The 24,849-nt window shown below is 63.5% G+C and carries 24 protein-coding genes; 8 read left to right on the forward strand and 16 right to left on the reverse strand.

The genetic code is table 11. The features are described 5' to 3' along the window. Nucleotides 1–26: 26 nt before the first annotated feature. Nucleotides 27–566, reverse strand: coding sequence for an N-acetyltransferase family protein (locus ACWA1U_RS07905; protein ID WP_463724780.1), 540 nt, complete (start codon nt 564–566; stop codon nt 27–29). Between the two features lie 40 nt (nt 567–606). Next, nucleotides 607–1,242 (reverse strand): zinc ABC transporter ATP-binding protein AztA, encoded by a 636-nt coding sequence (aztA, locus tag ACWA1U_RS07910; RefSeq protein ID WP_463724781.1) that lies wholly within the window; start codon nt 1,240–1,242, stop codon nt 607–609. A 53-nt stretch (nt 1,243–1,295) separates the two neighbouring features. On the opposite strand from aztA, the gene aztB reads away from it, so the two are divergent. From aztB to aztD, 4 genes are read left to right on the forward strand one after another with little or no spacing between them, the layout of a single operon-like run. After that, nucleotides 1,296–2,195, forward strand: coding sequence for a zinc ABC transporter permease AztB (gene aztB / locus ACWA1U_RS07915; RefSeq protein WP_463724782.1), 900 nt, complete (start codon nt 1,296–1,298; stop codon nt 2,193–2,195). Then, nucleotides 2,176–3,384, forward strand: a complete 1,209-nt coding sequence (locus ACWA1U_RS07920; RefSeq protein ID WP_463724783.1) for a hypothetical protein — start codon at nt 2,176–2,178, stop codon at nt 3,382–3,384. The genes aztB and ACWA1U_RS07920 overlap by 20 nt, the downstream gene beginning before the upstream one ends. 5 nt (nt 3,385–3,389) lie before the next feature. Next, nucleotides 3,390–4,319 carry a zinc ABC transporter substrate-binding protein AztC gene (gene aztC, locus ACWA1U_RS07925; protein ID WP_463724784.1) on the forward strand — a complete coding sequence of 310 codons (930 nt, stop codon included), beginning with the start codon at nt 3,390–3,392 and terminating at the stop codon, nt 4,317–4,319. A gap of 39 nt (nt 4,320–4,358) precedes the next feature. Next, complete coding sequence (aztD, locus tag ACWA1U_RS07930) at nt 4,359–5,582, forward strand: zinc metallochaperone AztD (RefSeq protein ID WP_463724785.1); 1,224 nt, start codon at nt 4,359–4,361, stop codon at nt 5,580–5,582. A gap of 64 nt (nt 5,583–5,646) precedes the next feature. Here aztD and ACWA1U_RS07935 read toward each other — a convergent pair whose 3' ends face one another. After that, complete coding sequence (locus ACWA1U_RS07935) at nt 5,647–6,045, reverse strand: winged helix-turn-helix transcriptional regulator (RefSeq protein WP_463724786.1); 399 nt, start codon at nt 6,043–6,045, stop codon at nt 5,647–5,649. A gap of 81 nt (nt 6,046–6,126) precedes the next feature. Between ACWA1U_RS07935 and ACWA1U_RS07940 the strand changes: the two genes are divergently transcribed. Together ACWA1U_RS07940 and ACWA1U_RS07945 are read left to right on the forward strand one after the other, a co-directional pair. Further along, complete coding sequence (locus ACWA1U_RS07940) at nt 6,127–6,537, forward strand: RidA family protein (protein WP_463724787.1); 411 nt, start codon at nt 6,127–6,129, stop codon at nt 6,535–6,537. 132 nt (nt 6,538–6,669) lie between these two features. After that, nucleotides 6,670–7,731, forward strand: a complete 1,062-nt coding sequence (locus tag ACWA1U_RS07945) for a copper resistance D family protein (protein ID WP_463724788.1) — start codon at nt 6,670–6,672, stop codon at nt 7,729–7,731. Between the two features lie 54 nt (nt 7,732–7,785). Here the strand turns inward: ACWA1U_RS07945 and ACWA1U_RS07950 are convergent, their stop codons facing one another. The 9 genes from ACWA1U_RS07950 to ACWA1U_RS07990 form a co-directional block, all read right to left on the reverse strand. Then, nucleotides 7,786–8,565, reverse strand: a complete 780-nt coding sequence (locus tag ACWA1U_RS07950; protein WP_463724789.1) for an alpha/beta fold hydrolase — start codon at nt 8,563–8,565, stop codon at nt 7,786–7,788. Between the two features lie 124 nt (nt 8,566–8,689). Continuing rightward, entirely contained in the window at nt 8,690–9,793 is a 1,104-nt protein-coding gene (locus ACWA1U_RS07955; RefSeq protein ID WP_463724790.1) for a substrate-binding domain-containing protein, read from the reverse strand. A gap of 83 nt (nt 9,794–9,876) precedes the next feature. Next, nucleotides 9,877–11,178: a multiple monosaccharide ABC transporter permease gene (mmsB, locus tag ACWA1U_RS07960; RefSeq protein WP_463724791.1), complete on the reverse strand. Its 1,302-nt coding sequence runs from the start codon at nt 11,176–11,178 to the stop codon at nt 9,877–9,879. A 21-nt stretch (nt 11,179–11,199) separates the two neighbouring features. Next, nucleotides 11,200–12,738, reverse strand: a complete 1,539-nt coding sequence (mmsA, locus tag ACWA1U_RS07965) for a multiple monosaccharide ABC transporter ATP-binding protein (protein WP_463724792.1) — start codon at nt 12,736–12,738, stop codon at nt 11,200–11,202. 117 nt (nt 12,739–12,855) lie between these two features. Continuing rightward, entirely contained in the window at nt 12,856–14,064 is a 1,209-nt protein-coding gene (locus ACWA1U_RS07970; RefSeq protein ID WP_463724793.1) for an ROK family transcriptional regulator, read from the reverse strand. 86 nt (nt 14,065–14,150) lie between these two features. After that, on the reverse strand, nt 14,151–15,095 hold the full coding sequence (locus tag ACWA1U_RS07975; RefSeq protein WP_463724794.1) for an N-acetylglucosamine kinase: 945 nt from the start codon (nt 15,093–15,095) through the stop codon (nt 14,151–14,153). Nucleotides 15,096–15,191: 96 nt separating this feature from the next. Further along, the gene (locus ACWA1U_RS07980; RefSeq protein WP_463724795.1) at nt 15,192–15,839 is read right to left on the reverse strand and encodes a LysE family translocator; all 648 of its coding nucleotides are present in this window, start codon (nt 15,837–15,839) and stop codon (nt 15,192–15,194) included. After that, nucleotides 15,836–19,366, reverse strand: coding sequence for a TM0106 family RecB-like putative nuclease (locus ACWA1U_RS07985; protein ID WP_463724796.1), 3,531 nt, complete (start codon nt 19,364–19,366; stop codon nt 15,836–15,838). Before ACWA1U_RS07985 ends, ACWA1U_RS07980 begins: the two co-directional genes overlap by 4 nt. A 71-nt stretch (nt 19,367–19,437) precedes the next feature. Further along, the gene (locus ACWA1U_RS07990) at nt 19,438–20,139 is read right to left on the reverse strand and encodes an endonuclease/exonuclease/phosphatase family protein (RefSeq protein ID WP_463724972.1); all 702 of its coding nucleotides are present in this window, start codon (nt 20,137–20,139) and stop codon (nt 19,438–19,440) included. 193 nt (nt 20,140–20,332) lie between these two features. Here ACWA1U_RS07990 and ACWA1U_RS07995 point away from each other — a divergent pair, with 193 nt between their 5' ends. Next, nucleotides 20,333–20,761 (forward strand): nucleotidyltransferase domain-containing protein, encoded by a 429-nt coding sequence (locus ACWA1U_RS07995; protein WP_463724797.1) that lies wholly within the window; start codon nt 20,333–20,335, stop codon nt 20,759–20,761. Nucleotides 20,762–20,908: 147 nt separating this feature from the next. Here the strand turns inward: ACWA1U_RS07995 and ACWA1U_RS08000 are convergent, their stop codons facing one another. Next, the gene (locus ACWA1U_RS08000) at nt 20,909–21,664 is read right to left on the reverse strand and encodes a maleylpyruvate isomerase family mycothiol-dependent enzyme (RefSeq protein WP_463724798.1); all 756 of its coding nucleotides are present in this window, start codon (nt 21,662–21,664) and stop codon (nt 20,909–20,911) included. Next, complete coding sequence (locus ACWA1U_RS08005; RefSeq protein ID WP_463724799.1) at nt 21,661–22,362, reverse strand: HAD family hydrolase; 702 nt, start codon at nt 22,360–22,362, stop codon at nt 21,661–21,663. Before ACWA1U_RS08005 ends, ACWA1U_RS08000 begins: the two co-directional genes overlap by 4 nt. Before the next feature lie 191 nt (nt 22,363–22,553). On the opposite strand from ACWA1U_RS08005, the gene ACWA1U_RS08010 reads away from it, so the two are divergent. Continuing rightward, on the forward strand, nt 22,554–22,907 hold the full coding sequence (locus ACWA1U_RS08010; RefSeq protein WP_463724800.1) for a hypothetical protein: 354 nt from the start codon (nt 22,554–22,556) through the stop codon (nt 22,905–22,907). A gap of 157 nt (nt 22,908–23,064) precedes the next feature. Here the strand turns inward: ACWA1U_RS08010 and ACWA1U_RS08015 are convergent, their stop codons facing one another. Together ACWA1U_RS08015 and ACWA1U_RS08020 are read right to left on the reverse strand one after the other, a co-directional pair. Beyond that, on the reverse strand, nt 23,065–23,724 hold the full coding sequence (locus ACWA1U_RS08015; protein ID WP_463724801.1) for a response regulator: 660 nt from the start codon (nt 23,722–23,724) through the stop codon (nt 23,065–23,067). Beyond that, entirely contained in the window at nt 23,721–24,845 is a 1,125-nt protein-coding gene (locus tag ACWA1U_RS08020; protein ID WP_463724802.1) for a sensor histidine kinase, read from the reverse strand. The genes ACWA1U_RS08015 and ACWA1U_RS08020 overlap by 4 nt, the downstream gene beginning before the upstream one ends. Nucleotides 24,846–24,849 lie beyond the last annotated feature (4 nt).

Below are 24,849 nucleotides of genomic sequence, written 5' to 3' on the forward strand. Positions count from 1 at the left end.
CGGTGGATTGGTTCTACCCCGGCGCCCTACGCCGAAAGGGGCCGCTCCAGCACGAAGTCATGCTCCACGTTGCTGCCGAGCTTGAACGTCTTGGTGCCCACCTTCGCAAAGCCGTGCTTTTCGTAGAAGCGGATAGCGCGGGCGTTCTGGTCATTGGTGCCGAGCCACATGCCGTGGGCGTCGTTGCCCATGGAAGCGACGTCGAGCGTGGCCTCCATGAGTTTCGACGCCGCACCCCGGCCGTGGTGGGAAGGGTGAAGGTAGAACTTGCTGAGCTCGATGGTGGGGAAGATCGAGAGACAGGACCGGACGTGCTCGTCCTTCGGCAGCCCCTCGACAAGCATGCTCCACCCCAGCAGGTGCCCGTCCTCGCGGAGGCACAACAGGATCCTGGTGGGATCAGCAATGTGCTGGACGAACTTTGCCTCGGACAGTTCGGTGGCGACGTACTGCGCAATGTCTTTGGGGTCCGACGTCGGAGGGCAGGCAAGCGGGAAGGCGACGCTGGCGAGGACTGCCAGCTGGCCGGCGTCGTTCGCTGTTGCGTGCTCGATAGTAACGGTCACAGGAGCTAGGGTATCGCTGTTCGACACCCTGCGTCCCGGGTTACGAATCGAAGCTGATGCGCCCCTGATCGAGGATGAGAGCGCGGTCAGCCCGGTCAATATCGTCCGGGTGGTGGCTCGATTCGATGACCGTAACCCCGCGGCGCAATTCCTCATCGATGGCAGTGCGGATGCGTTCATGCGCTGCACGGTCCAGGCCAGCGGTCGGCTCGTCGAGCAGGAGGATGTCCGACTCCTGACTTAGGCCCTGAGCGATCAGCGTGCGCTGTCGTTGGCCACCGGACAGCTCGCTGAGTTGGCGCCCGGCAAGGTTGGAGATCCCCATTCGTTCCATCGAGATGGTGACCACTTCGCGGTCCCGAGCCCGCAGGGGAAGCAGGCCGTGGCGGTGCGGCCACCGGCCCATTTCCACAGCCTGGCGCACCGTGCATGGCAGAACTTCCGAGGTGCGGGTGTGCTGGATGACGTAGGCGGGCCGGCGTCCGGTAGTCAGTTGAACCGAACCAGCGGCAGGCTTCAGCAGACCGGCCGCTATGCCGAGCATCGTCGACTTGCCCGAACCGTTGGCACCGGTAATGACGGTGTGCACGCCGCGTTCGAAGACCGCTGACACGCCCTTCAGTACCGGCCTGTCCGGGTAGGCAAATTCCACCTGATTGAAGACCACCGAAGACATCAAATTCCCTCCTTGTGCGAATCGTTCTCATTAGCAATATAGGATGAATCACGATGGAATGGTTACTCGATCCCCTGAACGCGTCGTTCATGCAGCGCGCCCTGCTGGGCGGCGGCCTGGTTGCGGTGTTCTGCGCCGTCGTCGGGACCTGGGTTGTAGTGCGCGGCATGGCGTTCCTCGGTGATGCGATGTCACACGGGCTGCTGCCGGGTATCGCCATCGCTTCGTTGCTCGGCGGCAACCTCGTCATCGGCGCCGCGCTCAGTGCAGCGGCAACGGCGGCTGGTGTATCAGTGATCACCCGCAACCGGCGCGTTTCACAGGACACAGCCATCGGCCTGCTTTTCGTGGTGATGCTCTCCCTTGGTGTGATCATCGTGTCGGCGTCCGGCTCGTTCGCGGTAGACCTCACCGGCACGCTGTTCGGCGACGTGCTCGCTGTGGGGACTGACGACATCATTGTCCTCGCCATCGTGGGGACCCTGGTGCTGGCGGCCGCCGCAGTGTTCCACCGGGCATTCACAGCCCTCGCTTTCAACCAGCAGAAGGCGGCGAGCCTCGGCTTGCGGCCACGGCTGACCCACTTCGTGCTTCTGTGCATGATCACGCTCGCAGTGGCGGCGTCCTTCCAGGTGGTGGGAACACTCCTGGTCTTCGGACTGCTGATCGCCCCGCCCGCCGCTGCGCTGGTATGGGCCCGGTCCATCCGGACAGTGATGGTGCTGGGCTCAGCGATCGGCGTCGCGAGCGTTGTGACGGGCCTGTTCATCTCCTGGTACGCGTCGACGGCGGCCGGGGCGACCATCGCGCTAGTCGCCGCGCTGTCCTACTTCGTCTCCGCCCTCGGCCATTCCCTCATTGAAAGCACGCGGCCCGCCGCTTCCGAACCGATCGCCACACCAGACCCCCAGCTAGAAATGGAAACGCTCACCCGTGCACCGCACCACGCGTAAAACACTTGTCCCACTGCTCACATTTCCCCTCCTGCTCACCGCTTGTGGCGCACCCGCAGCGAACGACGACGGCGCCCCCTCCGCAGAAGCCTCGCCCCACGGTTACATCGCCGGGGCGCAGGAAAATGCCGAAGGACAGACCGGTCTGCTCACCTTTGATTCAAAGACCGGACAGGCGCAACTGCTCTCCCTCCTAACGGAGGAAGTAGCCGACGCCGGGACCTTCGGGCCGATCAGCGGCATTGCGCAGGACGGCCGTTACGCGCTCATCACCACAGCCAGTTCGGTGGACGTCTTCGACACCGGCGCGTGGACCGTTCCGCACGGCGACCACAGCCACTACTACAGCACCGAGCCGGGGCTGGTCGGCACCATCGATGTTCCCGACGCCGGCGCGATCGCCGGGAACGGCCAGTACCTCGCGGTGTTCTCAGAGTCCGGCGGATACGCGTCAATCCACACGCACAAGGACCTCGACTCAGGCGACGTCACCGAAGCCGCACGCATCACCACCACACCGCACCAGGGCCGGGTGATCCCGTTCAAAGACCACTTCATCACTACCGTCGCCGAGGGTACTCAACCGACCGGGGTCGAAGTCCGGGACATCGACAACCAGACCGTGCTCGCACAGGAGAGCTGCCCGGCAGCCAGCAGCCACGCGTCCACGCGCGTCGGGATTGTGCTGGCCTGCACCGACGGCGCTTTACTGATCACGGAGGATGACGGCGTATTCACCGCCGAGAAGATCCCGTACCCGCAGGATCTGAAAAGCGTTACACCCGCCGTTACCCTCGAGCACCGCCCACGGTCCAATGAACTCGCCGCTCCGGCTGGCGAGGCCGGCATCTGGCACCTCGACGTGTCCGGGCGCACGTGGACCCACCTCGAAACCCCGGTCCGGGTGGTTGCGGCATCCGCTGTTGGCGACACCAAGCGGGTACTGGCTCTCGGCGTCGACGGTTCGCTCATGAGCATCGACCCGACCACCGGTGAGGTCGACCGCACCGAACTGCTCGAACCCTTGGCCGCGGACGCTGCACCGCAGCTCCGCATCGACACCTCACGCGCCTACGTCAACGATCCCGCAACGTCCAAGGTCTACGAGATCGACTACGCGGACGGACTCCGGACCGCCCGCACCTTCGACGTCCCGGCCGCCGACCTGATGCTGGAGACCGGACTGTGACGCGGGTGAGGCTGGCAAAACTGACCGCTGCGCTCGTCGCGGGCGCCTTCGTGCTGACCGGGTGCTCGGCAGCGGCAAGTGACAAACCCACGGTGGTGGTCACCACCAACATCCTGGGTGACATCACACGGAACATCCTCGGTAATCAGGCCAGCGTCGTCGTACTCATGGAATCAAATGCGGACCCGCACTCGTTCGGCATCTCCGCCCAGCAGGCCGCGGAACTGGAGAATGCGGACCTCATCATCCACAACGGCGCCGGGCTGGAAGAGGGCATCCTCAACAACGTCAACGCCGCCGCAGCGGAGGGCGTACCGGCGATCGCCGCGATGGACGCCATCGAACCGATCACCTTCACGCACGACGACGACGACGACGGCGGTGAGCACGAAGGCGCGGACGATCCCCACTTCTGGACCGACCCGGACCGCGTTGCGCAGGCATCGACGGCGATCGCCGAGGGCGCGATCGAGCACGTTGGGGATGTGGACGCCGACGCGGTGCGCTCGCAGGCCGCCGCCTACGTGGACGAGGTCGAGAGCCTTGCCGGCGAGATGGAGGAAAGTTTCGCGGCCATCGGCCAGGACAAGCGGAAGCTCATTACCAACCATCACGTCTTCGGATACCTCGCGCAGAGGTTCGGGTTCGACGTGATCGGTGCGGTGATCCCCAGCGGCACAACGCTCGCCTCACCCAGTTCAGCGGATCTCGATGACCTCACCAGCGCCATCCAGGACGCAGGGGTGGTGGCAATTTTCGCGGACTCGTCCCAACCGGAACGGCTCGCCGAAGTGCTCGCCAACGAGGCAGGCCAGGACATCGCCGTCGTGCCGCTCTTCACCGAATCTCTCGGCGCGGAAGGTTCAGGCGCCGAGACCTACCTGGACATGATGCGCTCCAACACCGAACGCATCACCGAAGCACTGACCCGCTAATTAGACCTGAATGATCCCACCCCCTCCGAAAGGAAACACATGCATTACCGATCCAAACCCCTCCAGCTCGCCGCCGCCCTCGCGGTCAGCGGCCTGGTGCTCACCGGCTGCGGCAGCAACACCGAACCCGCAGCGGAAAACACGTCTTCCAGCGCTGCAAGCTCGGCGCCTACCGTCGACGAAGCGACTCCTCGTATCGTCACCACTTACGACGGCGGCGTGCAGGTCCTCGACGGCGAGTCCTTCGAGGTGCTCGGCGACTTCCCACTCGAAGGCTTCAACCGCGTGAACCCGGCGGGGGATGGGCGCCACGTGATCATCTCCACGGCCGACAAATTCACGGTGCTCGACACCGGTGTGTGGAGCGACGGCGACACCCACTATGCGCAGGATCCGGCGATGACGGACATCAGCTTCGACGCTCCCAAGCCGGGTCACGTCGTCCGCCATGACGGCAAGACCATCCTCTTCAGCGATGGGACCGGCGAAGTCACGGTCTTCGAGTCGAGCGACCTTGCCGAGGGCCAGCCCGAGACCGAGACGTACCAGTCCGAGCAAGCCCATCACGGCGTCGCCGTCGAGCTTTCCAACGGCGAACTCGTCCAGACACTCGGCAACGAGGAGGAACGCCCGGGGATCGTGGTGTTCGACGAAAAGGGCGAGGAGATCGTCCGGAACGAGGATTGCCCCGGCGTTCACGGTGAAGCTGCTGCGTCCAACGAAGCAGTCGTGATCGGTTGTGAAACAGGCGTCCTCATCTACTCCGGCGGTGAAATCACCAAGCTCGACAGTCCCACGGAGTACGGGCGCATCGGTAACCAGGCCGGTTCGGAAGAATCAGTCATCACCCTTGGCGACTACAAGCAGGATCCCGACGCCGAACTGGAGCGCCCGGAGCGGATCTCCCTGATCAACACCGAGACCAAGAAGCTCGACTTCGTTGAACTGGGAGCGAGCTACAGCTTCCGCTCACTGGCTCGCGGGGCGCACGGGGAGGCCCTGGTGCTCGGCACCGACGGAGCCCTGCACGTTATCGATCCGGAAACCGCGAAGGTAACCAACAGCATCCCTGTGATCGATGAGTGGGAAGAACCGATCGAATGGCAGCAGCCCCGCCCAACCATTTTCGTGAACGACCAAACAGCGTTGATCACGGACCCAGCCACCAACACCATCCATGCGGTGGACTATGAGTCCGGCAAGATCACCAGCACTGGTGAACTTAAGGAAACCCCGAATGAGCTGACAGGCGTCACCGGCTAAGCTTCATTCTGCGTTTCAATGCCTGGGACCCCGCACCTCCATCCATGGTGCGGGGTTCCGCGTTTCAGAGGCTGGTTTGAGTTTTTGATACCTCGACCTCATCGAAGCGGCGGCGGGCCTGCTCGATCAGCGGCATTTGCTTCGAGGCCCAGTCGAGGATCACCTCGACCGGCGGTCTAAGGGTCTTTCCTAACCGTGTAATCCTGTACTCCACCGCCACGGGACGGGTACTCAGCACAACCCGTTCGACTATGCCGTTGCGCTCAAGCCGCCGCAGCGTCGCCGTGAGCGACTTCTGCGACACAGCAGGAATGATCCGCTTCAATTCGCTGAAGCGCTGAGGGCGCTCGCACAACTCGTTGAGAACCAGAAGTGACCACTTGTCCAGCACCTGGTCCAGAAGCTCGCGATGCGGAGCATCGATCTCAAACCGGTCGGAGGTTGGACTGCTGGTATTCATCATGAGACCTAGTTTCGTTGAAGTTACGACGGTTCACCAGGTATCCATTAGATACCAGCAAAAAACGAATACCAAGGAGCTCTCATGACTGTTCGCCTTCACTCTCCGGCCGCACTGATGCAGCCAGTGCCGTATCACCACGTCGCTGTCGCAACCGGCACCCGCCATGTGCACGTTTCCGGCCAAATCGCGAGGACAGCCGACGGCACTCCGGTAGCTCAAGGGGATTTGACCGGCCAGGTGTCACAAGCCCTGAAGAACACCCACTCCGGTCTCGCAAGCGCGGGTGCGGAATTTGGCGACGTCGTTCGCCTCACGTTCTACGTCACCAACTGGACACCCGACAGTATTGAGGCCTTTATGGCGGGCATCAACGCCGTAGCGGACGACATCGGCTTGCCCCTCCCGATGCCCCCAGCATCCTTGATCGGGGTCGACTACCTCTTTGAACCCGACGTACTCGTGGAAGTTGAGGCCACCGCCATCCTCGACTAACGGCGTCCCACAGCGGACAACTGAACGCCGTGCGCCAGCGGACCCGCTGCCGCCCTTCACCAAGAGACATGACACTCGGACCGAGGAAGCGGGCTTACTATCGCTATAGGACTTCGAAAGGCGGCCATGCACGTGTCACGGAAGAGCGCCGCCGAAGTGAGCGGTAAGGCGGCAGCGCCGTCAGAGCGGCCGAGTGGTCCCCAGCGAGTCTGGCAGGCCGCCGTTCTTGGGGCCGTGCTCATCGCGGCCGTGGTGCCCCTCGGGATTCTCCTGCTGTCCGACGACGCCGGAGCAGTCAACACTATTGGCTGGACTTTACCCGTGGTCCGGGTGCTGGTACACCTGACAAGCCTCGCCGCGATCGCCCTGCTGTGCGTCGGGGTACTCCTGCCCGCCCGGGCCGACGATCCGGAGCAACTCACCCCGGAAGCCCAGCGGCTGGGACGGCAGGGGAGCGCGGCGGCGGGGATCGCCGTCGTCGCCTGTGTCTTGCTCCTGCTCTGGACCTACTTCGATGTTCTCGGCAGCGGGCCGCTGGGCGGTGCGGGCTTCGAGGACTTCGGCTCGTTCATGAACGAGCTGGCATCCGGGCGTGCCCTGGTTGCGCAGGCGGGCATGCTGGTGCTTGCTGCGATCCTGGCGAGGGTTGCCCGCACTACGCTTCCGCTGCGGATGGCGCTTGTCCTGGTGGTTGCGGGGACGACGACGATGGGCCTCGGCGGGCACTCCGCATCGGCCTCCGGGCACGGTTTGGCGATGTTCAGCATGACGGGCCACATCGGGGCTGCGTCCCTTTGGGTCGGCGGCCTGGCCGGTCTCGGGTGGTTGGCCTGGCGGGACGGGGAGTTACTGCGCCCGGCGGTCAGGAAGTTCAGCCGGTTGGCCCTGATCTGCGCAATCGCTGTGGGCGTGAGCGGGGTGGTCAGCGCGGTGGTCCGGGTGGAACAGCTGGATGCGCTGCCTGGGTCACTGTACGGCGCGGTGCTGCTGCTGAAGGTGGTGGCGTTCAGTGTGCTGATCGGTTTCGGTGTGCTGCACCGCCGTCGGCTGCTTTCGCAGGAGAGGTTCACGCTCCGATCGTTCGCGAAGCTGGCCGCGGGGGAACTCGTCATCATGGGTGTGGCGTACGGGCTTGCCGTGGCCCTGATCCGGTTGGACCCGCCGGTCGTGGAGGCGCTCGCTGCGCTCAGCTGACAGTTCACCACTTCAGGCCGCTCCACTAGGGAGCGGCCCGTCGTCGTGTGTTTCCTACCCGGTGGAGTTGAGGATGAAGCGCGCAGCCTCCTGTGGCTGGTCCCAATGCGGGAAGTGTCCGCAGTTCTCGAAGACGTGCAGCGTTGCGTCCGGATAGAGGGACATGGCGACGGCCGCTTCACTCAGTGGCGTGACCTTGTCCTGGCGCCCCCACCCGAAAGCGAGGCTGCCCTTGACTGATCCGGCGGCTGCACCCTGTTGCCGGGGTCCATGGGCGAGTGACCGGCGTGCCTCGTCCAGGCTGGGCGCGGTTTTGAAGCCCTGGAGCTCGGTGAGGACAAGGTCAGGGTCGAGCTTCCACGGCGCGGCCGAAAACTGCGCGAGGAGCGCGGTGCGTCCGGCGGCCTGCTTCACGAGGGAAGGCAGGATCGGCTGGATGCGGCGCACGAGTGCAACGGAGGCCTTGACGGTGCTGTTGAAGATGCGGACCTGGGTGTCGTTCCAGAAGCCGCCGGGGTTGAGCGCAACCACTTTCCCGGGGTAACCGCGGCGAGCCATTTCGGTGACGATCCGCGCGCCCATGGAGCTACCGACGATGTCCACGGCGTTGAGGCCCTGCTCCTGCAGGAAGCGTTCGACGGCGTCAGTGAGGGTTGCGATGCTTACCTCGCCCGGGAGGGGCGCACTTTCGCCAAATCCGGGAAGATCGATGGCGATGACCTCGCGCTCGTCCTTCAGCAGTGGGACGATCGGATCCCAGTTGCGGATCCCCGACCCCAGGCCATGGACGAGGACGAGGGGTTTGCCGGAACCGGTTCGTTCGGTGTTCAACATTCGGATCGAGTTCCTTCCGTTGCCGCACTCTGCGTCAGGGGGTCAACCCTAGTCCTGCAATGTGAGGGAATACAGAGAGGTCCCCGGCCGCAACGCGACCGGGGACCTCTCGAGGGTGTAGCGGTTACTTGGTCAGTTCCGACAGGGTCGGATCGTCGGCGTAAGCGTCAGCTGCGTTGTCCTTGGTCACGATCTGTGGCTCAAGAAGGTAGGCGGGAACGGTCTTGACGCCGTTTTCGTAGGAATCGGGATCGTTGATCTCGAGTTCCTCGCCGGCCTGCAGGCCGTTGACCATCTCAATGGAGTGCTCAACGAGGGCGCGGGTGTCCTTGTTGATGGTGGAGTACTGCTTGCCCTCCATGATGGACTTCACGGACTCAACTTCGGAATCCTGGCCGGTGACAACGGGCACGGACTTGCCTGCACCCTCGACCGAGGTCAGGATAGCGCGGGCGAGCGTGTCGTTGGGGGAGAGAACGCCGTGAAGCTCTTCGGATCCGTAGCTTCCGGAGAGCAGGGTGTCCATGCGCTTCTGTGCGTTTTCGGCCTTCCAGCCCTGGGTGACAGCTTGCTCGAAGGTGTCCTGACCGGAGACAACAACGAGGTTGCCGTTGTCGATTTCAGGCTGCAGGATGCTCATCGCGCCGTCGAAGAAGACCTTCGCGTTGGCGTCATCCGGCGAGCCTGCGAAGAGCTCGATGTTGTAGGGGCCCTCGGGTTTTGCAGCCTTCATGCCGTCGAGCAGTGCCTGGCCCTGCAGTTCGCCTACCTTGAAGTTGTCATACGCCACGTAGTAGTCCACGGCGTCCGTGTTGAGGAGCAAGCGGTCATAGGCAACAACCGTGATGCCGGCCTCCTTGGCCTGGGCAAGCTGGGTTCCCAGCTGCGCGCCGTCGATAGCTCCGACGATCAGTACCTTCACACCGTTGGTGATCATGGAGCTGATCTGGTTCTGCTGCTCGGAGACACCGCCGTTGGCGAACTGCACGTCGGCCTCGTAGCCGGCTTCGGTGAGGCCATCGTTGAACAGTTTCTCTGCGAGGACCCAGTTCTCCGAGGTCTTCTGCGGCAGTGCCACACCGATCGCTGCGCCTTCTTCGAAACCGCCGGCTGCAGCGTCGCCGCCTCCGCCTCCGGTTGCCGGCGTCGCTTCTTCACGACCGCAACCGGTCAGCGTCAGTGCTGAAATCGCAGCGATGGCTGCGAGGGATTTTGCGAACTTACGCATTCTCTTCCACTTTCTCTTGCAATTGCTCTTGCTCTGATTGACGGGTTAGGCATTGGTACCTTGGCGCGGGGTGGTGTCGGCGCCTAGGAGTCGTGGGAGATAACTTCCTTCGTTCCGACGGCTTGCTCCGTAGGAGCTGGTTGCGGAGTGGAGGTCTCGGGCGTCTTAGGCCCATTACCTCCGCCGAAGTTCCTGGTGAGCAGACCGAGGATCGATGGCTTGCCCTGGCTCTTGTTGTAGACATCGAAGGCGACGGCGACGAGCAGTACAAGGCCCTTGATGATCTGTGTGTCATCAGCGCCTGCGCCGAGCAGCTGGAGGCCGTTGTTGAGTACGGCCATGACGAGTCCGCCGATAATGGAACCGACCACCGTGCCGACGCCACCGGTCACTGCGGCGCCGCCGATGAAGACAGCGGCGATCGCGTCGAGCTCCCAGCCAACACCGTCCGAGGGGCCGGAGGCGGTGGAGCGTCCGACGAAGATCATGCCGGCAAGAGCGGCGAGGATGGACATGTTCATCATGACCATGAAGTTCACGCGCTTGCTCTGCACACCTGAAAGCTCTGCTGCGTGGCGGTTACCACCAACTGCGTAGACGTGGCGCCCGAGGATGGTCTTGTTGGAGACGAACGCGTAGATGATGACGAGGACACCGAGGATGAGCCCGGGGATGGGGAAGGATGTTCCGGGACGGCCGGTGGAGAACAGGTACGTCGCGTAGAGGATAACAGCGGAGAGCAGTACAACCTTGGTGACGGGCACCCAGATCGGCGGTACAGGCGCATTGATCTTCTCAAGCTTCCGGCGGCTGCGGAACTCGCGGTAGACGACGAAGACGACAAGGGCAATACCGATGAGGAGGGTGAGGTTGTTGTAGCCGAAGTCCGGGCCTACCTCGGGGAGGTAGCCGGCGCCCAGGTAACGGAACCCTTCGGGAACGGGAATTGTCAGTGAGTTACCGACGGACTGGTTGGCTCCACGGAACAGGAGCATGCCGGCCAGCGTGACGATGAACGCGGGTATACCGACGTAGGCAACCCAAAAGCCCTGCCACATGCCGATCAGCGCACCGAGCACCAGGCCGAGGAGCACACCGAGGTACCAGGGGATTCCCCAGTCCCGCATCGCGATGGCGACGACGATCCCGACGAACGCCGCAATGGATCCGACGGAGAGGTCAATGTGTCCGGCAATGATGACCAGAACCATGCCGATGGCCAGGATCAGGATGTAGGAGTTGCCGTTGAAAAGGTTCATCATGTTCACGGACGTGAGTGTCTTGCCGCCGGTCATGATCTGGAAGAAGACGACGAGCGCGACGAGCGCGAAAATCATGCCGAACTGCCGCGTGTTGCCGCCGAAGAGTTGTTTAAGGGAATTCATATGTCTTTCCTAAAGAGCGTCTCAGGCAGATTTCCTGCTGGCGGTCATGAGTTTCATCAGGGATTCCTGGTCTGCGTCGCCGCGGACCAGCTCTCCAGTGATCGCGCCCTCGAAGATGGTGTAGATGCGGTCCGAGAGCCCGAGCAGTTCGGGAAGTTCAGAGGAAATGACGATGACGCCCTTGCCCTGGTTGGCGAGGCGCTGGATGATGCCGTAGATTTCGAACTTCGCACCGACGTCGATGCCGCGGGTGGGCTCGTCGAGGATGAGTATTTCCGGGTCCGTGAACATCCACTTCGCCAGGACTACCTTCTGCTGGTTGCCGCCGGACAGCTTCGCTACACCTTCGTTGACGCTGGGCGTTTTGGTGCGCAGGGATTTCCGGTATTCCTCGGCGACCCGGTACTCCTCGTCATTGTCGACGACGAGGCCGCGCGTGATCTTCTTGAGGTCCGCGGACACGGTGGTGGACTTGATGTCGTCAAGCAGGTTCAGGCCCAGGGACTTGCGGTCCTCAGTCACGTAGGCGAGGCCCGCGTTGATCGCCTGCGGCACCGTGCGCAGCGTGACTTCCTCGCCGTTGATGAGGATCTGTCCGGACTTGTAGTTGCCGTAGGAGCGGCCAAATACTGATCGGGCGAGTTCCGTGCGGCCCGCACCCATCAGGCCAGCGAAGCCTACGATTTCACCTCGCCGGACGTGGAAGTTCGAGTTCTTGCAGACCAAGCGGTCCTGTACTGCTGGGTGCCCGACGGTCCAGTTGCGCACCTCGAAGAACGTTTCGCCGATATTGGGGGTGTGGTCGGGGAATCGGGACTCAAGGGAGCGTCCCACCATGCCGCGGATGATGCGGTCCTCATCGACGCCGTCATTCTTCACATGAAGGGTCTCGATCGACTTACCGTCGCGGATGATGGTGATCGAGTCAGCGATCTGCTCGATCTCGTTGAGCTTGTGGGAGATCATGATGCAGGAGATGCCCTTGGACCGGAGGCCCGACATCAGGTCCAGCAGGTGCTGGGAATCGGCCTCGTTAAGGGCGGCAGTCGGCTCGTCGAGGATGAGCAACTTCACTGACTTGCTGAGCGCCTTGGCTATCTCAACCAGCTGCTGCTTGCCAACGCCAATATCCTTCACCTTGGTGATGGGATCCTCGTTCAGCCCCACCCGCGCCAGGAGCTCCAGGGTGCTGGCGTTGACCTTGTCCCAGTCGATCACTCCGAAGCGGGTGGGCTCATTGCCGAGGAAGATGTTCTCTGCGATGGAAAGCTCGGGGATGAGAGCGAGTTCCTGATGGATGATCACAATTCCGGCGGCTTCGCTGGACCGGATGTCCTTGAACTGGACTTCGTTGCCCTGAAAGACGATTGTGCCGTCGTAGGTGCCGTGGGGGTACACGCCGGAAAGGACCTTCATCAGCGTGGACTTGCCCGCGCCGTTCTCGCCGCAAATTGCATGGATCTCGCCGGCGGTGACGGAGAGGGATACCTCATCCAGGGCTTTGACGCCCGGGAACTGCTTGGTGATCGACTGCATCTCAAGGATGGTGTGGTTGTCCATAGGGCCTTCCCGCAATGACTGCGCTGTCTTCGGAACCGCAATGGCCCGAGAAAGAAGTTAACTCTGAGTAGGGTCTTGCAGTCAAGTCTTGAACGCAAACTCGAGCGAAAATTTACCTCAGCTTGAGGAATGCGCGGGTTGTGAAAGTACGACGGCGGCACCTCCCAGCGCTTCTGCCCGGTCTCCCAGCGACCCCATGCGGACCTTCGTGGACTCACCCACAACGGGCACGGCGTGCCGTAGGAGGCCGCGACGGATGGGATCCAGGAGAATGTCGCCCAAGCCCGTGAGCGAGCCGCCAAGCACGATGAGCTCAGGGTTGATCAGGTTGGCAACGTGTGCCACTGCCCTCCCGATCGCGAGTCCGGCGTCGTCGATAACCCGTAGCGTTGCGGTGTCACCCTTTAGAGCAAAGTCCACGATGTCCCGGGCGGTCAACGGACGCTCGCTGGTGCGTTGAAGAAGGTTGATCATGGTGGCCGTTGACGCGACTGTTTCCAGGCAACCCCTGTTACCGCAGCGGCAGATGAGCCCGTGTTCGTCAATGGTGGTGTGGCCGAGTTCCCCGGTGATTCCCACGTTGCCGTAGAAGAGGGAACCGTTGAGGATCAGACCTGCTCCTATGCCCGATCCCACCTTGAGGAACATGAGGTTGTCCACCGCGCTGTGCGGCCCCCAGGTGACCTGGGCGAGAGCACCCAGGTTGGCATCATTCTCAATCGATACGGGTATTCCGAGCCGCTCGCCGAAGGTTTCCCGCATGTTGATCCCCACCCATTCGGGAAGGATCGCTCCCTGTACCACCGTGCCGGTCCGGCGATCGATTGGCCCCGGAATTCCGATGCCAGCTCCAAGGACAGCGCGCTTTGGAATGTTCCGCTCGTCGAGGAGCCGCGAAAGTAGGGTCTCTGCTGCGTTGAGTCCTTCCTCGGCCGTATGCCCCGGCGGGAGGGGGATGGCTTCTTCGCTGATGGCACGGTAATCCGGGCCGGCCAGGACCACGCGAAGGTGGCGGCGGCCGATGTCGATTCCGACGGCGACGGAACCGTTGTCGTTGAGCGCTACAGAAAGTGCCCTGCGCCCCGAACTGGTGGTCGGGCTGGTTGTCACCGTGCCGGACAGGGACATGCCGCGAACGATGTTGGAAACCGTGGCGGTGGACAGTCCGGTTTGCCGGGCAAGTTCCGCCTGGGTCTGAGGCCCACCTGTAGCCAGGGCCTGAATGATGCGCTGTTCATTCAGCTGGCGGAGTGCCGACTGCGACCCTGGTTTGGCGGGCCCCCCATTCATGGTGGCCCGCGCTAGCGGGGCGGAGTCGACGGGCATGTAGTACAGGTTGCTACAAAGGGATGTTGTAGTCAAGAAGTGAACACAAGCAACGAGTCCGCGCACGTTTGTTGTTCGCTCGCGCGCTACGGAATCTCTTCAGCGGTTATGTCGTCCTTGATGTTTTGCCGCCGGGCCGTCCCTTCGGCTGCGACCAGGTGCTGGACACCCATGACCGGATCTTCGGTCAGGAAGGTGATGCCGTGCAACCCTGCAGCTTTGAGCTTGGAGGAAATGGCCTGTTGGAGAACCGGCTGGTTAACGGCGAGGCCTCCGCCGATGATGACCGGGCCTTCCAGTTGCAGTACCAGCGCAACGTCTTGCACCATTTGGCTGATGTGCCCGGCAGCGGCCTCGATGATGTGGCTGCTTTCCGCGTGCCCATCTGCGCAGGCGTCGAAGACCAGACTGGCTTGCCCCGCCCAGTATCGCCGGCCCGTATCGCCGTGGAACAGTGCAATCAATTCCGCCGGTGAGCTCACCGCGTTGGCTTCCAGCACCCGCCGTCCCAGTTCATCCTGATCCCTGGCGAGGTCGTGTAGATGAAGAGTGTGGCGAACGGCTTCGCGGCCTATCCAGTAACCACTACCCTCGTCCCCGAGCAGGTAGCCCCACCCACCGGACCTCGCCTGCCGTCCGTGGCCATCGGTTCCCCAGGCTGCGGTTCCGGTTCCAACGATGACGGCGATGCCGGTGGATGCGCCACCCGCCGCGAGTATCAACCGCGTGTCATGGACTACCTCCACCGTGGCGCCCGGAACATGGGGAGCGATCAACGCTGCGAGAGCCCGGGCATCCTCGGCGGTGTCCACCCCACCAGAACCTGCGATAACCCGCGCGACGTAGCCTGAACCGAGTTGCTGGAACAATTCGGTGAGGTTCAATGCGGCAGTTTCCGGTGTCACGTTCTGGACGTTCGCGCTTCCGGCTGTGGCAGATGCAACCGCCTCGCCGTTGTGCCAGCGCACGCCCTGCGTCTTGGAGCCGCCAATGTCGAGACCAATGAGGTCTTCGGGTGTGTCCCTGTCCAAGGTCAGCTCTCCTCAATTCGCATGTGTTCGCGCGCGTGTTGCAGCAAAGACTTTACGCCAGCTCCAACTGCTCGGTAACAGAAACCATCCGTCCTGCTAGCTGGATGCTGCAGGGGCTGGTGCGTCGAAGGCGAGTTTCACGCCGATTACGCCGAGTAGGGTCCCGGTGACCCATTTCTGCCATCGGATCCATTGAGGTTTGCGCAGCAGGAAGGCGGCGATCGACCCGGCGGCGAGAATAATTACCCCGTTCACGATCAGACCTACGGCTATCTGGATAGCACCGAGCTGGAACCCCTGGGCCACTACGCTGCCAGCAGCCGGGTCGATGAACTGGGGAATCACTGCCAGGTACAAAATCGCAACCTTGGGGTTGAGCAGATTGGTCAGCAGACCCATGCGAAAGAGCTTCCCGAAGGAGTCACGGGGCAAAGGGCTGGGTTCAAATAGAGAGCTTCCGCCAGGTCGCAACGTCTTATAGGCGAGCCATAGCAGGTAGAGGGCGCCAGCCACTTTCAGGGCAATGAACAGCCACGGAACCACGAGGAAAATGGCTGCAAGTCCCACATTGGCCATTGTCATGTAAACGACAAAACCTACCGCCGTGCCGGTCAACGACATCATGCCGGCGCGCCACCCCTGACTGATACTGCGGGAGACCAGGTAGACCATATTCGGTCCTGGAGTGAGCGCCATTCCCAGTTCGACAAGCGCTATCCCGGTGGCCGCGGCAAGCGAGATCATGAAGGGTTGTCCGGAGCGCACAACCCAATGAACGCACCGAGTTCCTCGAGTTGCTCCGGCCGATTCGGCATGTGCTGTGTGAGTTCGGGGGAGCGGACGATGACGGCACGCCACTGCCCGCGGGAAATCGCCACGTTGATCCGGTTGCGGTTGAGCAGGAACTGGACCCCGCGCGGTGCTTCCGAAGCTGACGAACACGCCATCGACACGATCACCACCGGCGCTTCCTGACCCTGGAATTTGTCCACCGTGCCCACCCGGGTACCGGTGAGCCCTGCGTCCTTGAGCTTGCGCCGGATCATCTGGACCTGGGCGTTGTAGGCGGCGACAACGAGGATGTCCGCATCGGCAAGGACCCGCGGCTCGTTCTCCGTGTCATCCCAGCGAAGCCCGATGTGCTTCTGCACCTGCCTGACAGCCTCTTCGGCTTCCTCGGATGAAGCGCTCTTGTTGCCCGAGTGATCCACGAGAACGCATTCGACGCCGGCGGGCTGGCCGTCGAGAGCCCGTTTGGTTGCGAGGACCGCGGAGTCCAGCTTGTCGTCGTAGGACAGTCTGGACACTGCCCGGCATAAGTCCGGATGCATCCGCCAGCTGTCAGCAAGGAAGTAGCCGAGCTCGGGGCGCAGCGTCGCGTCCCCTTGCGAAAGCCACCCGAGCGCCGACTCGTCCACGGGCTCCGGATGGTTCGCCTGCGTAACCTGCGGGAGCTGCTGCGGGTCACCAAGCAGCAGCAGCCGCTTTGCAGCCCGCGATACGGCGAGGGTATTGGCCAGCGAGAACTGCCCGGCTTCATCGATGACCAGCAGGTCGAGTGACTCCGGCGGCACCTTGCTCCCCGTCATGGTCCACGCAGTGCCGCCAACCAGCGCGCCGGCGGACCCGTCGAGGAGGGACGCGACGTCGTCGTCGGTCCTGTGTGTCCACGGCGCGTTCGGATCCTCCGTCTTCTTGGCAATCTGGTGCGCGGGGACTCCCGCTTTGAGCACGGCCCGCAGCATGTTCTCGACGACGGCGTGGGACTGTGCCACGACGCCGACCTTCCAGCCGTCTGCCACCAGCGCGGCGATGACGTGCGAGCCGACATAAGTTTTACCGGTGCCAGGAGGGCCCTGGACGGCGAGGTAGGAGAGGTCGAGCAGGCGGACTGCCGCGGTGATCGCCGAAATGTAGTCGTGGTCGGGCGCTTCCGGAAGGCTGGAGGCACCGGCCAGCGTGGGATTGGCCCGGCGGAGTATGTCCAGCCCGGGGCTCCTCGGCAGCCCCGGGAGGGACGCACCCACCCGCTGAGCGAGTTCGGCCAACGCTGCCCGGATGGACTTGGTGGAGATCGGCTGGTCAGGAGTGAGGGCCATGGGGGTTTGCCCGTAGGGCTCGCCGCCTCGTTTGAGCTTTTCACGGATGATGAGGTGCTCGCCGTCGCGGTCGGCGTAGCTGTCGATGACCTCGGTGCCGAACCAGCCCGCCCGGCCGCCGACCTTCCCATCGAAAGGTTCAAGGCCCTCCGGGAGCGGCTCACCGTACATCCGGAACCAGGAGCTGCCCGGCCTGAATTCGGAGCCCTCCGAGGCGATTCCGCAGAGGTCGAGCACGCGAACAGGGTTGCTGCGTGCGTTCGGTTTCGTCCAGTCTTCGAGGACGGTTACGCGCCGTACGGCGAAGACATCACGGGTGTCGGACCAGTCATCCAACGGGGATCCGAGGCGGTCGAAGTGCTCCCACCAGTACTGCTTGGCTTCCCGGCGGTGGTAGCCCACGGCCGCCGCGACCATGGCGATTGCCTGCTCGTCCTTGCTCAGCGCACGGTGTGTCGGCAGCGACGTCACGTGGTTCAGCAGCAGCTGTTCCTCGGGCGAAGGAGGCTCTGACTTGTCCACCTTCTGTTCCCGCGGCTGCGCAGGGGGGATGTTGCGCGCCGACGCCAGCCCTAGCAGCCAGTTCCGCAGTTCAAGGGTGGAGAGGCAGTCGTACTGGTTGTAGTCGCTGATCCCGGCGAGGATCTCGGCCGCCTCATCCGCGTTCCCGCTGTCCCTCGCCTCGCAGAACTGGGCGTAGGCAACCACCGAGGCGCCGGCATCGGTCACGTCACCGGAGCGCAGGTTGCTGCCCATGTACAAGGGTTCGAGCTTTTTGATGCTGTAGGAGCGGTCGGAGATGCGCAGGCTGGTGCGCACCGTCTCATACAGGTCCACCAGTACGCCCTCGCGGAGCAGCGTATCCACCGTCTCTTCGCCGATGAGGTGGATGAGGGACAGGTTCCGCAGCGCCGACTTCTCGTAGGCCGCGTAGTGGTAGATGTGCAGGTTGGGATAACGACGGCGGCGCTCGGCCACGTAGTCGAGAAAGCTCGCGAACGCCTCGCGTTCCTCGGCGCGATCGTGCGCCCAGAAGGGTACGAACGGCGGCTCGGCATCCGGAGTGGCCGGGTTCTCGACGACACCGAACAGGTACTCGATACCCCAGCGGCCGGACAGGGGATCCTGCCACAGCGGGTCTCCCTCGAAGTCGAAGAAGATGTCGCCCTCATCCGGTTCCGGCAGGTTCGCCAGCGAGTTCTCCTCCAGGACGCGGTAGCTGAGCGTCTGCGTTTCGCCGTGCTTGTCGCGGTATTCGACGCTGCCGTCAATGTCGGCTATGCCGGTTTGCATGCGCGCCTGGTCGATGAGGGGACTCAGGCTCTCTTCCTCCTCGAAGGCGTCCAGGGCGGCCAGCTCATCAATGGTGTAGATGCCGTCCTGGTGCAACTTTGCCCGGCGGGTGGTGCTCATCCGGCCCACCAGCAGCAGATCCCGGGTTTCTGCGACCATGAGCTGGCAGTACTCGCACCGGCCGCACGCGAAGTGGGTTTCGGCACCCCATTGCACGGGATCAGGCTGGCTGCGATGACGGTCAACGAGGGTGAGGTAGCGGCTGCGGCGCTCGCGGTACACGGGCAGCAGGTCCGCGAGCCGATGCTCGCTGTGCTGTTGGTCGCCAAGCACCAGCGTGACCAGTGGCGCCGGCGTAATGCCGGCCTTCAGCATCTGGTCACCGTAGGCCGCGAGCTGCAGGAGGGCCCCGACTTTCGCATGCCGGGCGAGCTTCGTATCCCACACGGCGTACGAGCCGTCCACCTTCACCAGGAAGTCCGACCGCCCATGGAACTGCCCGTCGAAGAATGCCGCCTGGAAGACGACGTCGGCGCCGCTCCGCAGGGCGTCGATAGACTCCGCGTGCTTCGCGAGCAAGAGTGAGCGCTCCATGCCCTCCGCGGGAACGACGTCGTACACTCCCGTTCCGCGCGTTGGATCCCATTTGCCGTGCTCGGCGAGGAACTGCTCGAGGACGCGGTGTTCGTGGACGTCGCCCAGGCGGGCGGTGCGATCAAGCATCTCATCGGCGTCGAACGTTGGTTTATCCGCGCGGCCGAGCTTCTCGTCGAGGATGCGCAGGGTCCGGTACTCGCACACGGAGGCATTGACCAGGTCCGTGGCCGAGAAGATGAGGTCAGGCCCGGCGCCCGGCGTGGTTGGTTCGAGCAGGAACATAGTGCCTCCGTGAACTGTGCGTTACACCCATCGAATCATGCGTCGGTGACAATTCCGATGGACACCCGGAATCACTCGTTTTCGACAGGCAGCGGATCATTCGGCGCAAGGTAGTCCGCGAGGACCAGGATGGGCAGGTGGTCGGACGCGCCGCGGGGGAGTGTCTCCACTTTCTGGATCTTCAACCCGCGTGATGTTGCGAAGTCAAAGTGCCCCCGGAACACCATGTAGCGGGTGTAGGTGCGCCGGTCGCTGAGCGAGAGGTCGTAGCCGGCGTCGTTCATGTCCTCGGTGAGGCGCTGGGTGAAGAACGGGTAATTGAAGTCACCCACCATGAGTGTTGCCTGGCCGGTCCCCATCTCCAGCAGCTCGGCGTGCGCGGCATGGATCTGCTTGCGGCGGAGGGCGTTCGACGCCGTGAGGGGAGCTGCGTGGAATGAACCGGCGACCAGCTCGTGATCCGTTTTCAGGTCCACCAGTTTGACGCCGATCAGCCGCTCGTGGGCGGGGGTGAGGACGCGGTCATGGAGCGACTTCTTCAGCGAGAACGAGTCCGCGCGGACCATGTCGAACCGGTCGCGCTGGTAGTACATGGCAAGGCCAAGCCGGTTTTCCTTGGTGGCAGTTGCGAGCTGGAGGTCGCCGACGACGTCGGGCAGATCGCTGGCGTCGCATTCCTGCAGGCACAGCAGATCCGCCTTATGGTCCTCTGCGAGGGCCTCAAGCTCACCGCTCGCTTTATGCTCGCGGAGGTTGTAGCTGATGGTGCGTATCAGGACCGTGCTCCTTATGGCATGAACGGGAAGAGCAGGTTCAGTTTAGGCACACCGCATGAAGCGCGGTGACCAGTTGGGTGAACATCAGTCCGGTGGTTCGAAGTCGATCGTGGCTTCGGAGACCACGACGTGCATGGTGAGGGATCCTCCTACGGTGCTGTGATGCATTCTCGGCGGGTAGCATCCCTTTATGACATCGAGGCTGAAAGGGCGCCGACGAGCTGCCCATCAGATCATTGGTGAAGTTGTTGCCTGGGCAGAACAGGAAGACAGAGTGAGAGCCCTGGCTCTCGTGGGGTCTTACGCCCGAGGAGCTGAGCGAATGGCCAGCGATGTCGACCTAGTGGTGTTGAGCGATACTCCCGAGAGTCTTGAAGATGCGGCATGGTTTGAACAACTCGATCCCGGCGCGCGTCTCATTCGCTCTAAGGAATGGGGGCCAGTACGCGAACGCAGATTCCGGTTGGTGTCAGGATTGATCGTGGAATTGGGCATTGCTCCCTCGAGCTGGGCTGATGTCCCCTTGGACCAAGGAACGCGCCGCGTCCTGAGGGATGGGCATCGCATTTTGTACGACACAGGTCTCCTCGGAAGGGCTGCCGCAACCGTCGCCAGGTAAGAACCTGGCACCCGGGTGCCCACCGTCGATCCCCTTTCGTGCGGTGTTCCTGCTGCGGAACGAGTTTGACAGGGTGGCGATATGGGGAGCCTGGGAGCGCACCCTTGGCGCGTCCGATCAAGGTATAGGCGCCGTTGCGGTGCAGGCCTACGTATCCGCGGCCAGACGCCGCCGCAACTCTGCTGCCGCTGGTTCAATAGCGCCGTCGTCGGGCAGCGGCTCGCGGCCCCACAGCCAGAGCAGAATCGTATTTGCGTCGCCTGTGATGCGGGCGTTGGGATCGTCGATTCCCTCACCGGTGATGACGGTCTTGTCGGTGCGCAGGTAGGCGGTCCAGCTGAAGCCTTCGCTGTGGAGTACGACGGCGCCCGTCACCTTGCCGCCCGGCGCCGGCCCGCGTCCGAGCATGACCGTGAGGACTTCGTCGATCCCGTCGAGCGCCAGGGCGGTGTCGATCGGTTGGGGCTGGCCGAACGCGGCCTCGATGTCATAGCGGTGGATCGCCGTTTCGTGGGTGAGCCGGCGGATCCAGAATCCGACGGTCTGGTCTTCGACGACCCAGGATTCGGCGGCGTCGGACGGATTGTTAGTGTCGAACTCGTGGGTGAGGCGGTCGAAGCTCGTCTGCAGGAGTTCAACGGGCCTGAGTTTCAGGATGTCCTCAGGGATCCAATGCCCCTGCGGCTTGGATCCGGTCTGGATGGTCTCGGCCTTCTGCAGGTACACCATTGCGGTATGCCGGACAAGCTGCTCGACGTCCCAGTCCGAGCAGGTGGGCACCGGCGTCGTCAGCGTACTCCCGGCTTCGGCGGCTTGCGTGAGTTCCAGCAGCCGCGCGAAGTCCGCGGCCATCAGCTCGCGGTAGCGGGTGTAGGGGAGCGCGAAGGGGTAGCCGGGTTTCATTGCGGCGTACCGGTCAGCTCCGATAGATCCCCGGCTTCAATCGCCTGGAGTACTTCCCGCACGTTTTCGAAAACCCGCACTGCACCGGCGTCGCGCAGTTCTGCCTCGCTGGTGCCGCCGGAGGTGACGGCGATGGTCGGGATGCTGAGCTTGTTCGCGGCGACGATGTCCCAAACGGCATCACCGATGAAGACGGCGTCTTCCGGCTTGAGATCAGCGGTTTTTAGGGCGGCTTCGAGGATGTCGGGGGCGGGTTTGCTGACGCCGGTGTCGGAGGCGTTCGTGGCGCCGGTGATTGCGGCGTCGGCGTCGAGCACTTTACGGAGGACGGCCAGTTCTTCCTCTGAGGCAGAGGTGGCGAGCACGACGGCGAACCCCGCGTCCGCGCAATGCTTCAGGAGGTCGCGGGCGCCGTCGAACGCACGCAGTGACGGCCAGTGGGCGGAGAAGATGGCAGTGTGGGTAGCTTCGAGTTGCTCATCCTGGTCAACGTCCCTGTCTGTGCCGAGGAGATGCTCGATCAGCGTCGAGCCGCCCATGCCGATGGTGCGGTGGATGGCGGCCATCGGTACGTCATGATCGAAGCGGCGGAACGCCTGCCACCAGGCGAGCGTGTGCAGGTAGTTGGAGTCGATGAGTGTTCCGTCGACGTCGAAGAGAATGCCGCGCTTACGGCTGCTGTTGTGCTGTTCGGCCATGTTGCCCAACGTTAGTCGGTGGGGCTGGTCGGTGGGGAGGTTCACCCCGGCCAACCCGCCCTGGGAAGCGATTGCCGCCGTCGTCGTTGGCTTACGTCGCCACGAAACGCCGGTGGAATAGGATGTGCTTCAACGCGGGTGCTCGGCTCATTACGGAGGCCGCATTCCCCTTGTCTCAGAAGGAACTTTCAATGACCAGCTACTCCAGCCAGCACCGCACGCCCTACCCTAGCGAACAGCCCTTCGCTGGGCCTCCGACACGGGGTATGCCGATGTCGAACGCCGGCTATGAAGGCAAACGTTCCGCGCAGCTCTCACTTGCGTACGGGGTGCTGGGTCTGTTCATTTTCTGGTTCGTTTTCGGGCCGCTGGCGATTAGCCAGGCGAACAAGGCCGAGCGCATGGGCGAGCCCGCAGCGGGCGGGCGGCTGCTCGGTTGGGTTGCGATCATCCTCGGCGCACTGAGCATCCTGCTCATCATCGCGTGGGTCGCGTTCTTCGCTGCCACCTTCTCAACCATGATTCAGAACAACACCACTGTCTGAGTAGAGCGGAAGTGGGTTCGGACTATGAACCCTGACGCCAGCGATCCAGTATCAGTCGCGATGTTCGTCCGGGCACATGGCGGGAGTGTCGTGGCTACTACCGCGGATCACTGAGGCGAACTGGTAGGCGCTGGGCGACGGTTTCAATGCCGCCGCCTCATCGTTGTTGTGAGCGGTTCCTCTCGTGAGCCCAGACGGCCACCTCCACGCGGTTACGCGCTCCGAGCTTCTGCATGAGGCTCATGATGTGCGTCTTCACGGTGCTCAGCGTGATGTGCAGTTCGCTGGCAATTTCACCGTTGCTTCGGCCGCGCGCCACCGTTGCCAGAACCTGTTCCTCCCGTTCGGTCAGCGGTTCTCTCGGCGGCTGCGGGGCCGGGCCGGGGGCCGAGCCCGCGAACGCTTCCAGCAGCCGAACTGTCACACTGGGCGCAATGAGAGCATCTCCGTTGGCGGCCGCGCGCATCGCCTGGGCCAGCAGGTCGGCGCCAGCGTCCTTGAGGAGGAAGCCGCGGGCACCAGCGCGCAGGGCCGCATAAAGGTACTCGTCGTGATCGAACGTGGTGATGATGACTACGGCGATGGGGTCGACGACGTCGGGTCCCGCCAGTGCACGCGTTGCCTCGATGCCGTCCAGCAGCGGCATGCGGATATCGAACAGGCAGACGTCGGGGCGCAGCCTATGTGCCAGTTCGATCGCTCGCCTTCCGTCACCTGCTTCCCCGATCACCTCGATGTCCGGTTGGGCGTTCAGGATCATGGTCAGGCCGGTGCGCACCACCTCCTGGTCGTCGGCGATCAGAACGCGGATGCTCACTCTGCCCCTCCTGTTCTGGGCAGCGTCGCCTCTACAGTCCAGCCGCTACCGCCGGTGGGCCCGGCGGTGAAGGTTCCGCCGAGCAGCGCAGCGCGCTCCCGCATACCCGTGATCCCGAAACCGGGACTCGCCTGCGCGCGGTCAGCGCCGTCGTCGTGCACGTTGACGCGCACCTGCCGCTCGTCGGCGGTGACAGCGACGTCGATGTGGGTGGCTCGGAGGGCGTGGCGCCGCGCATTGGTCACCGATTCCTGCGCGATGCGGTAGACGGCAGTGCGGACGGTCGACGGGAGGCTGTCCAGTTCGCCGGTGAGATTCAGGTTCACGGTCGGGCCGCCTGGCTCGCGGCGGGCGAGCTGTTCGAGGTCCGCGAGGTGCGGATTGGGGTGCAGTTCGGCTTGGTCGTCGAACCGGAGCACCCGCAGCATGGTCCGTAGTTCGGTCAGGCTGCTCGATGCTTCGGACTCGATGACCCGGAGGGCGTTGGTGGCGGCTTGCGGATCAGTCGCCGCCGTCGCAAGTCCTGCCTGCGCGCGGATGGCGATCGCTGAGACGTGGTGGGCCACGGTGTCGTGAACGTCCCGGGCAAGCCGTTCCCGCTCGAGCATCCGCGCGCGCTCCAGTTCGCGGGTGCGCTCGCCGGACCGGAACCTTACGGCGAGGCCGAGGGTGATCACGGTGATCACCACAACATGTGCTCCGATGACATCCTCAAAGACCGGCCCGGCGATCAGTTCGGTGAGCCAGAGATGCAGGAGGACGACGGCGACACCCAGTACCGCCGATCGCCCGGTTCCCCACCGGGGGAGTGCGTAGAGCAGGACGACGAAGAAGACTGCGGTGAACGGTGCTTCATCCTCGCGGAGGATGACGGTTGCGATCGCTGTGACCGCCATGGCAATCACCACCATGGTGAGTGGCTTGGTGCGGCGCCACAACAGGGTAGGGGCGATTGCCGCAATCAGAAGAAGCATTGGCCAGGACGTGTTCGGGTTCATCGAGCTCTCCAGCAGCACACCCAGAACGACGACGGCGAGAAGTGCGTAGTCGCGCCACACCCGCACGGGAGGTGGAGGCGACGCGGCGGGCGACATCCAGACCGAGCGCAGCTGGGCAATCATGACC

The organism is Arthrobacter sp. TRD_SC_6, assembly GCF_055361185.1.

Excerpts from the sequence above, each read along its gene's own strand:
- aztA (WP_463724781.1), bottom strand. The coding sequence starts at position 1,242 with ATGTCTTCGGTGGTCTTCAATCAGGTGGAATTTGCCTACCCGGACAGG.
- aztB (WP_463724782.1), top strand. The coding sequence starts at position 1,296 with ATGGAATGGTTACTCGATCCCCTGAACGCGTCGTTCATGCAGCGCGCC.
- aztD (WP_463724785.1), top strand. The coding sequence starts at position 4,359 with ATGCATTACCGATCCAAACCCCTCCAGCTCGCCGCCGCCCTCGCGGTC.
- ACWA1U_RS07935 (WP_463724786.1), bottom strand. The coding sequence starts at position 6,045 with ATGATGAATACCAGCAGTCCAACCTCCGACCGGTTTGAGATCGATGCT.
- ACWA1U_RS07940 (WP_463724787.1), top strand. The coding sequence starts at position 6,127 with ATGACTGTTCGCCTTCACTCTCCGGCCGCACTGATGCAGCCAGTGCCG.
- ACWA1U_RS07950 (WP_463724789.1), bottom strand. The coding sequence starts at position 8,565 with ATGTTGAACACCGAACGAACCGGTTCCGGCAAACCCCTCGTCCTCGTC.
- ACWA1U_RS07955 (WP_463724790.1), bottom strand. The coding sequence starts at position 9,793 with ATGCGTAAGTTCGCAAAATCCCTCGCAGCCATCGCTGCGATTTCAGCA.
- mmsB (WP_463724791.1), bottom strand. The coding sequence starts at position 11,178 with ATGAATTCCCTTAAACAACTCTTCGGCGGCAACACGCGGCAGTTCGGC.
- mmsA (WP_463724792.1), bottom strand. The coding sequence starts at position 12,738 with ATGGACAACCACACCATCCTTGAGATGCAGTCGATCACCAAGCAGTTC.
- ACWA1U_RS07970 (WP_463724793.1), bottom strand. The coding sequence starts at position 14,064 with ATGCCCGTCGACTCCGCCCCGCTAGCGCGGGCCACCATGAATGGGGGG.
- ACWA1U_RS07980 (WP_463724795.1), bottom strand. The coding sequence starts at position 15,839 with ATGATCTCGCTTGCCGCGGCCACCGGGATAGCGCTTGTCGAACTGGGA.
- ACWA1U_RS07985 (WP_463724796.1), bottom strand. The coding sequence starts at position 19,366 with ATGTTCCTGCTCGAACCAACCACGCCGGGCGCCGGGCCTGACCTCATC.
- ACWA1U_RS07995 (WP_463724797.1), top strand. The coding sequence starts at position 20,333 with ATGACATCGAGGCTGAAAGGGCGCCGACGAGCTGCCCATCAGATCATT.
- ACWA1U_RS08000 (WP_463724798.1), bottom strand. The coding sequence starts at position 21,664 with ATGAAACCCGGCTACCCCTTCGCGCTCCCCTACACCCGCTACCGCGAG.
- ACWA1U_RS08005 (WP_463724799.1), bottom strand. The coding sequence starts at position 22,362 with ATGGCCGAACAGCACAACAGCAGCCGTAAGCGCGGCATTCTCTTCGAC.
- ACWA1U_RS08010 (WP_463724800.1), top strand. The coding sequence starts at position 22,554 with ATGACCAGCTACTCCAGCCAGCACCGCACGCCCTACCCTAGCGAACAG.
- ACWA1U_RS08020 (WP_463724802.1), bottom strand. The coding sequence starts at position 24,845 with ATGATTGCCCAGCTGCGCTCGGTCTGGATGTCGCCCGCCGCGTCGCCT.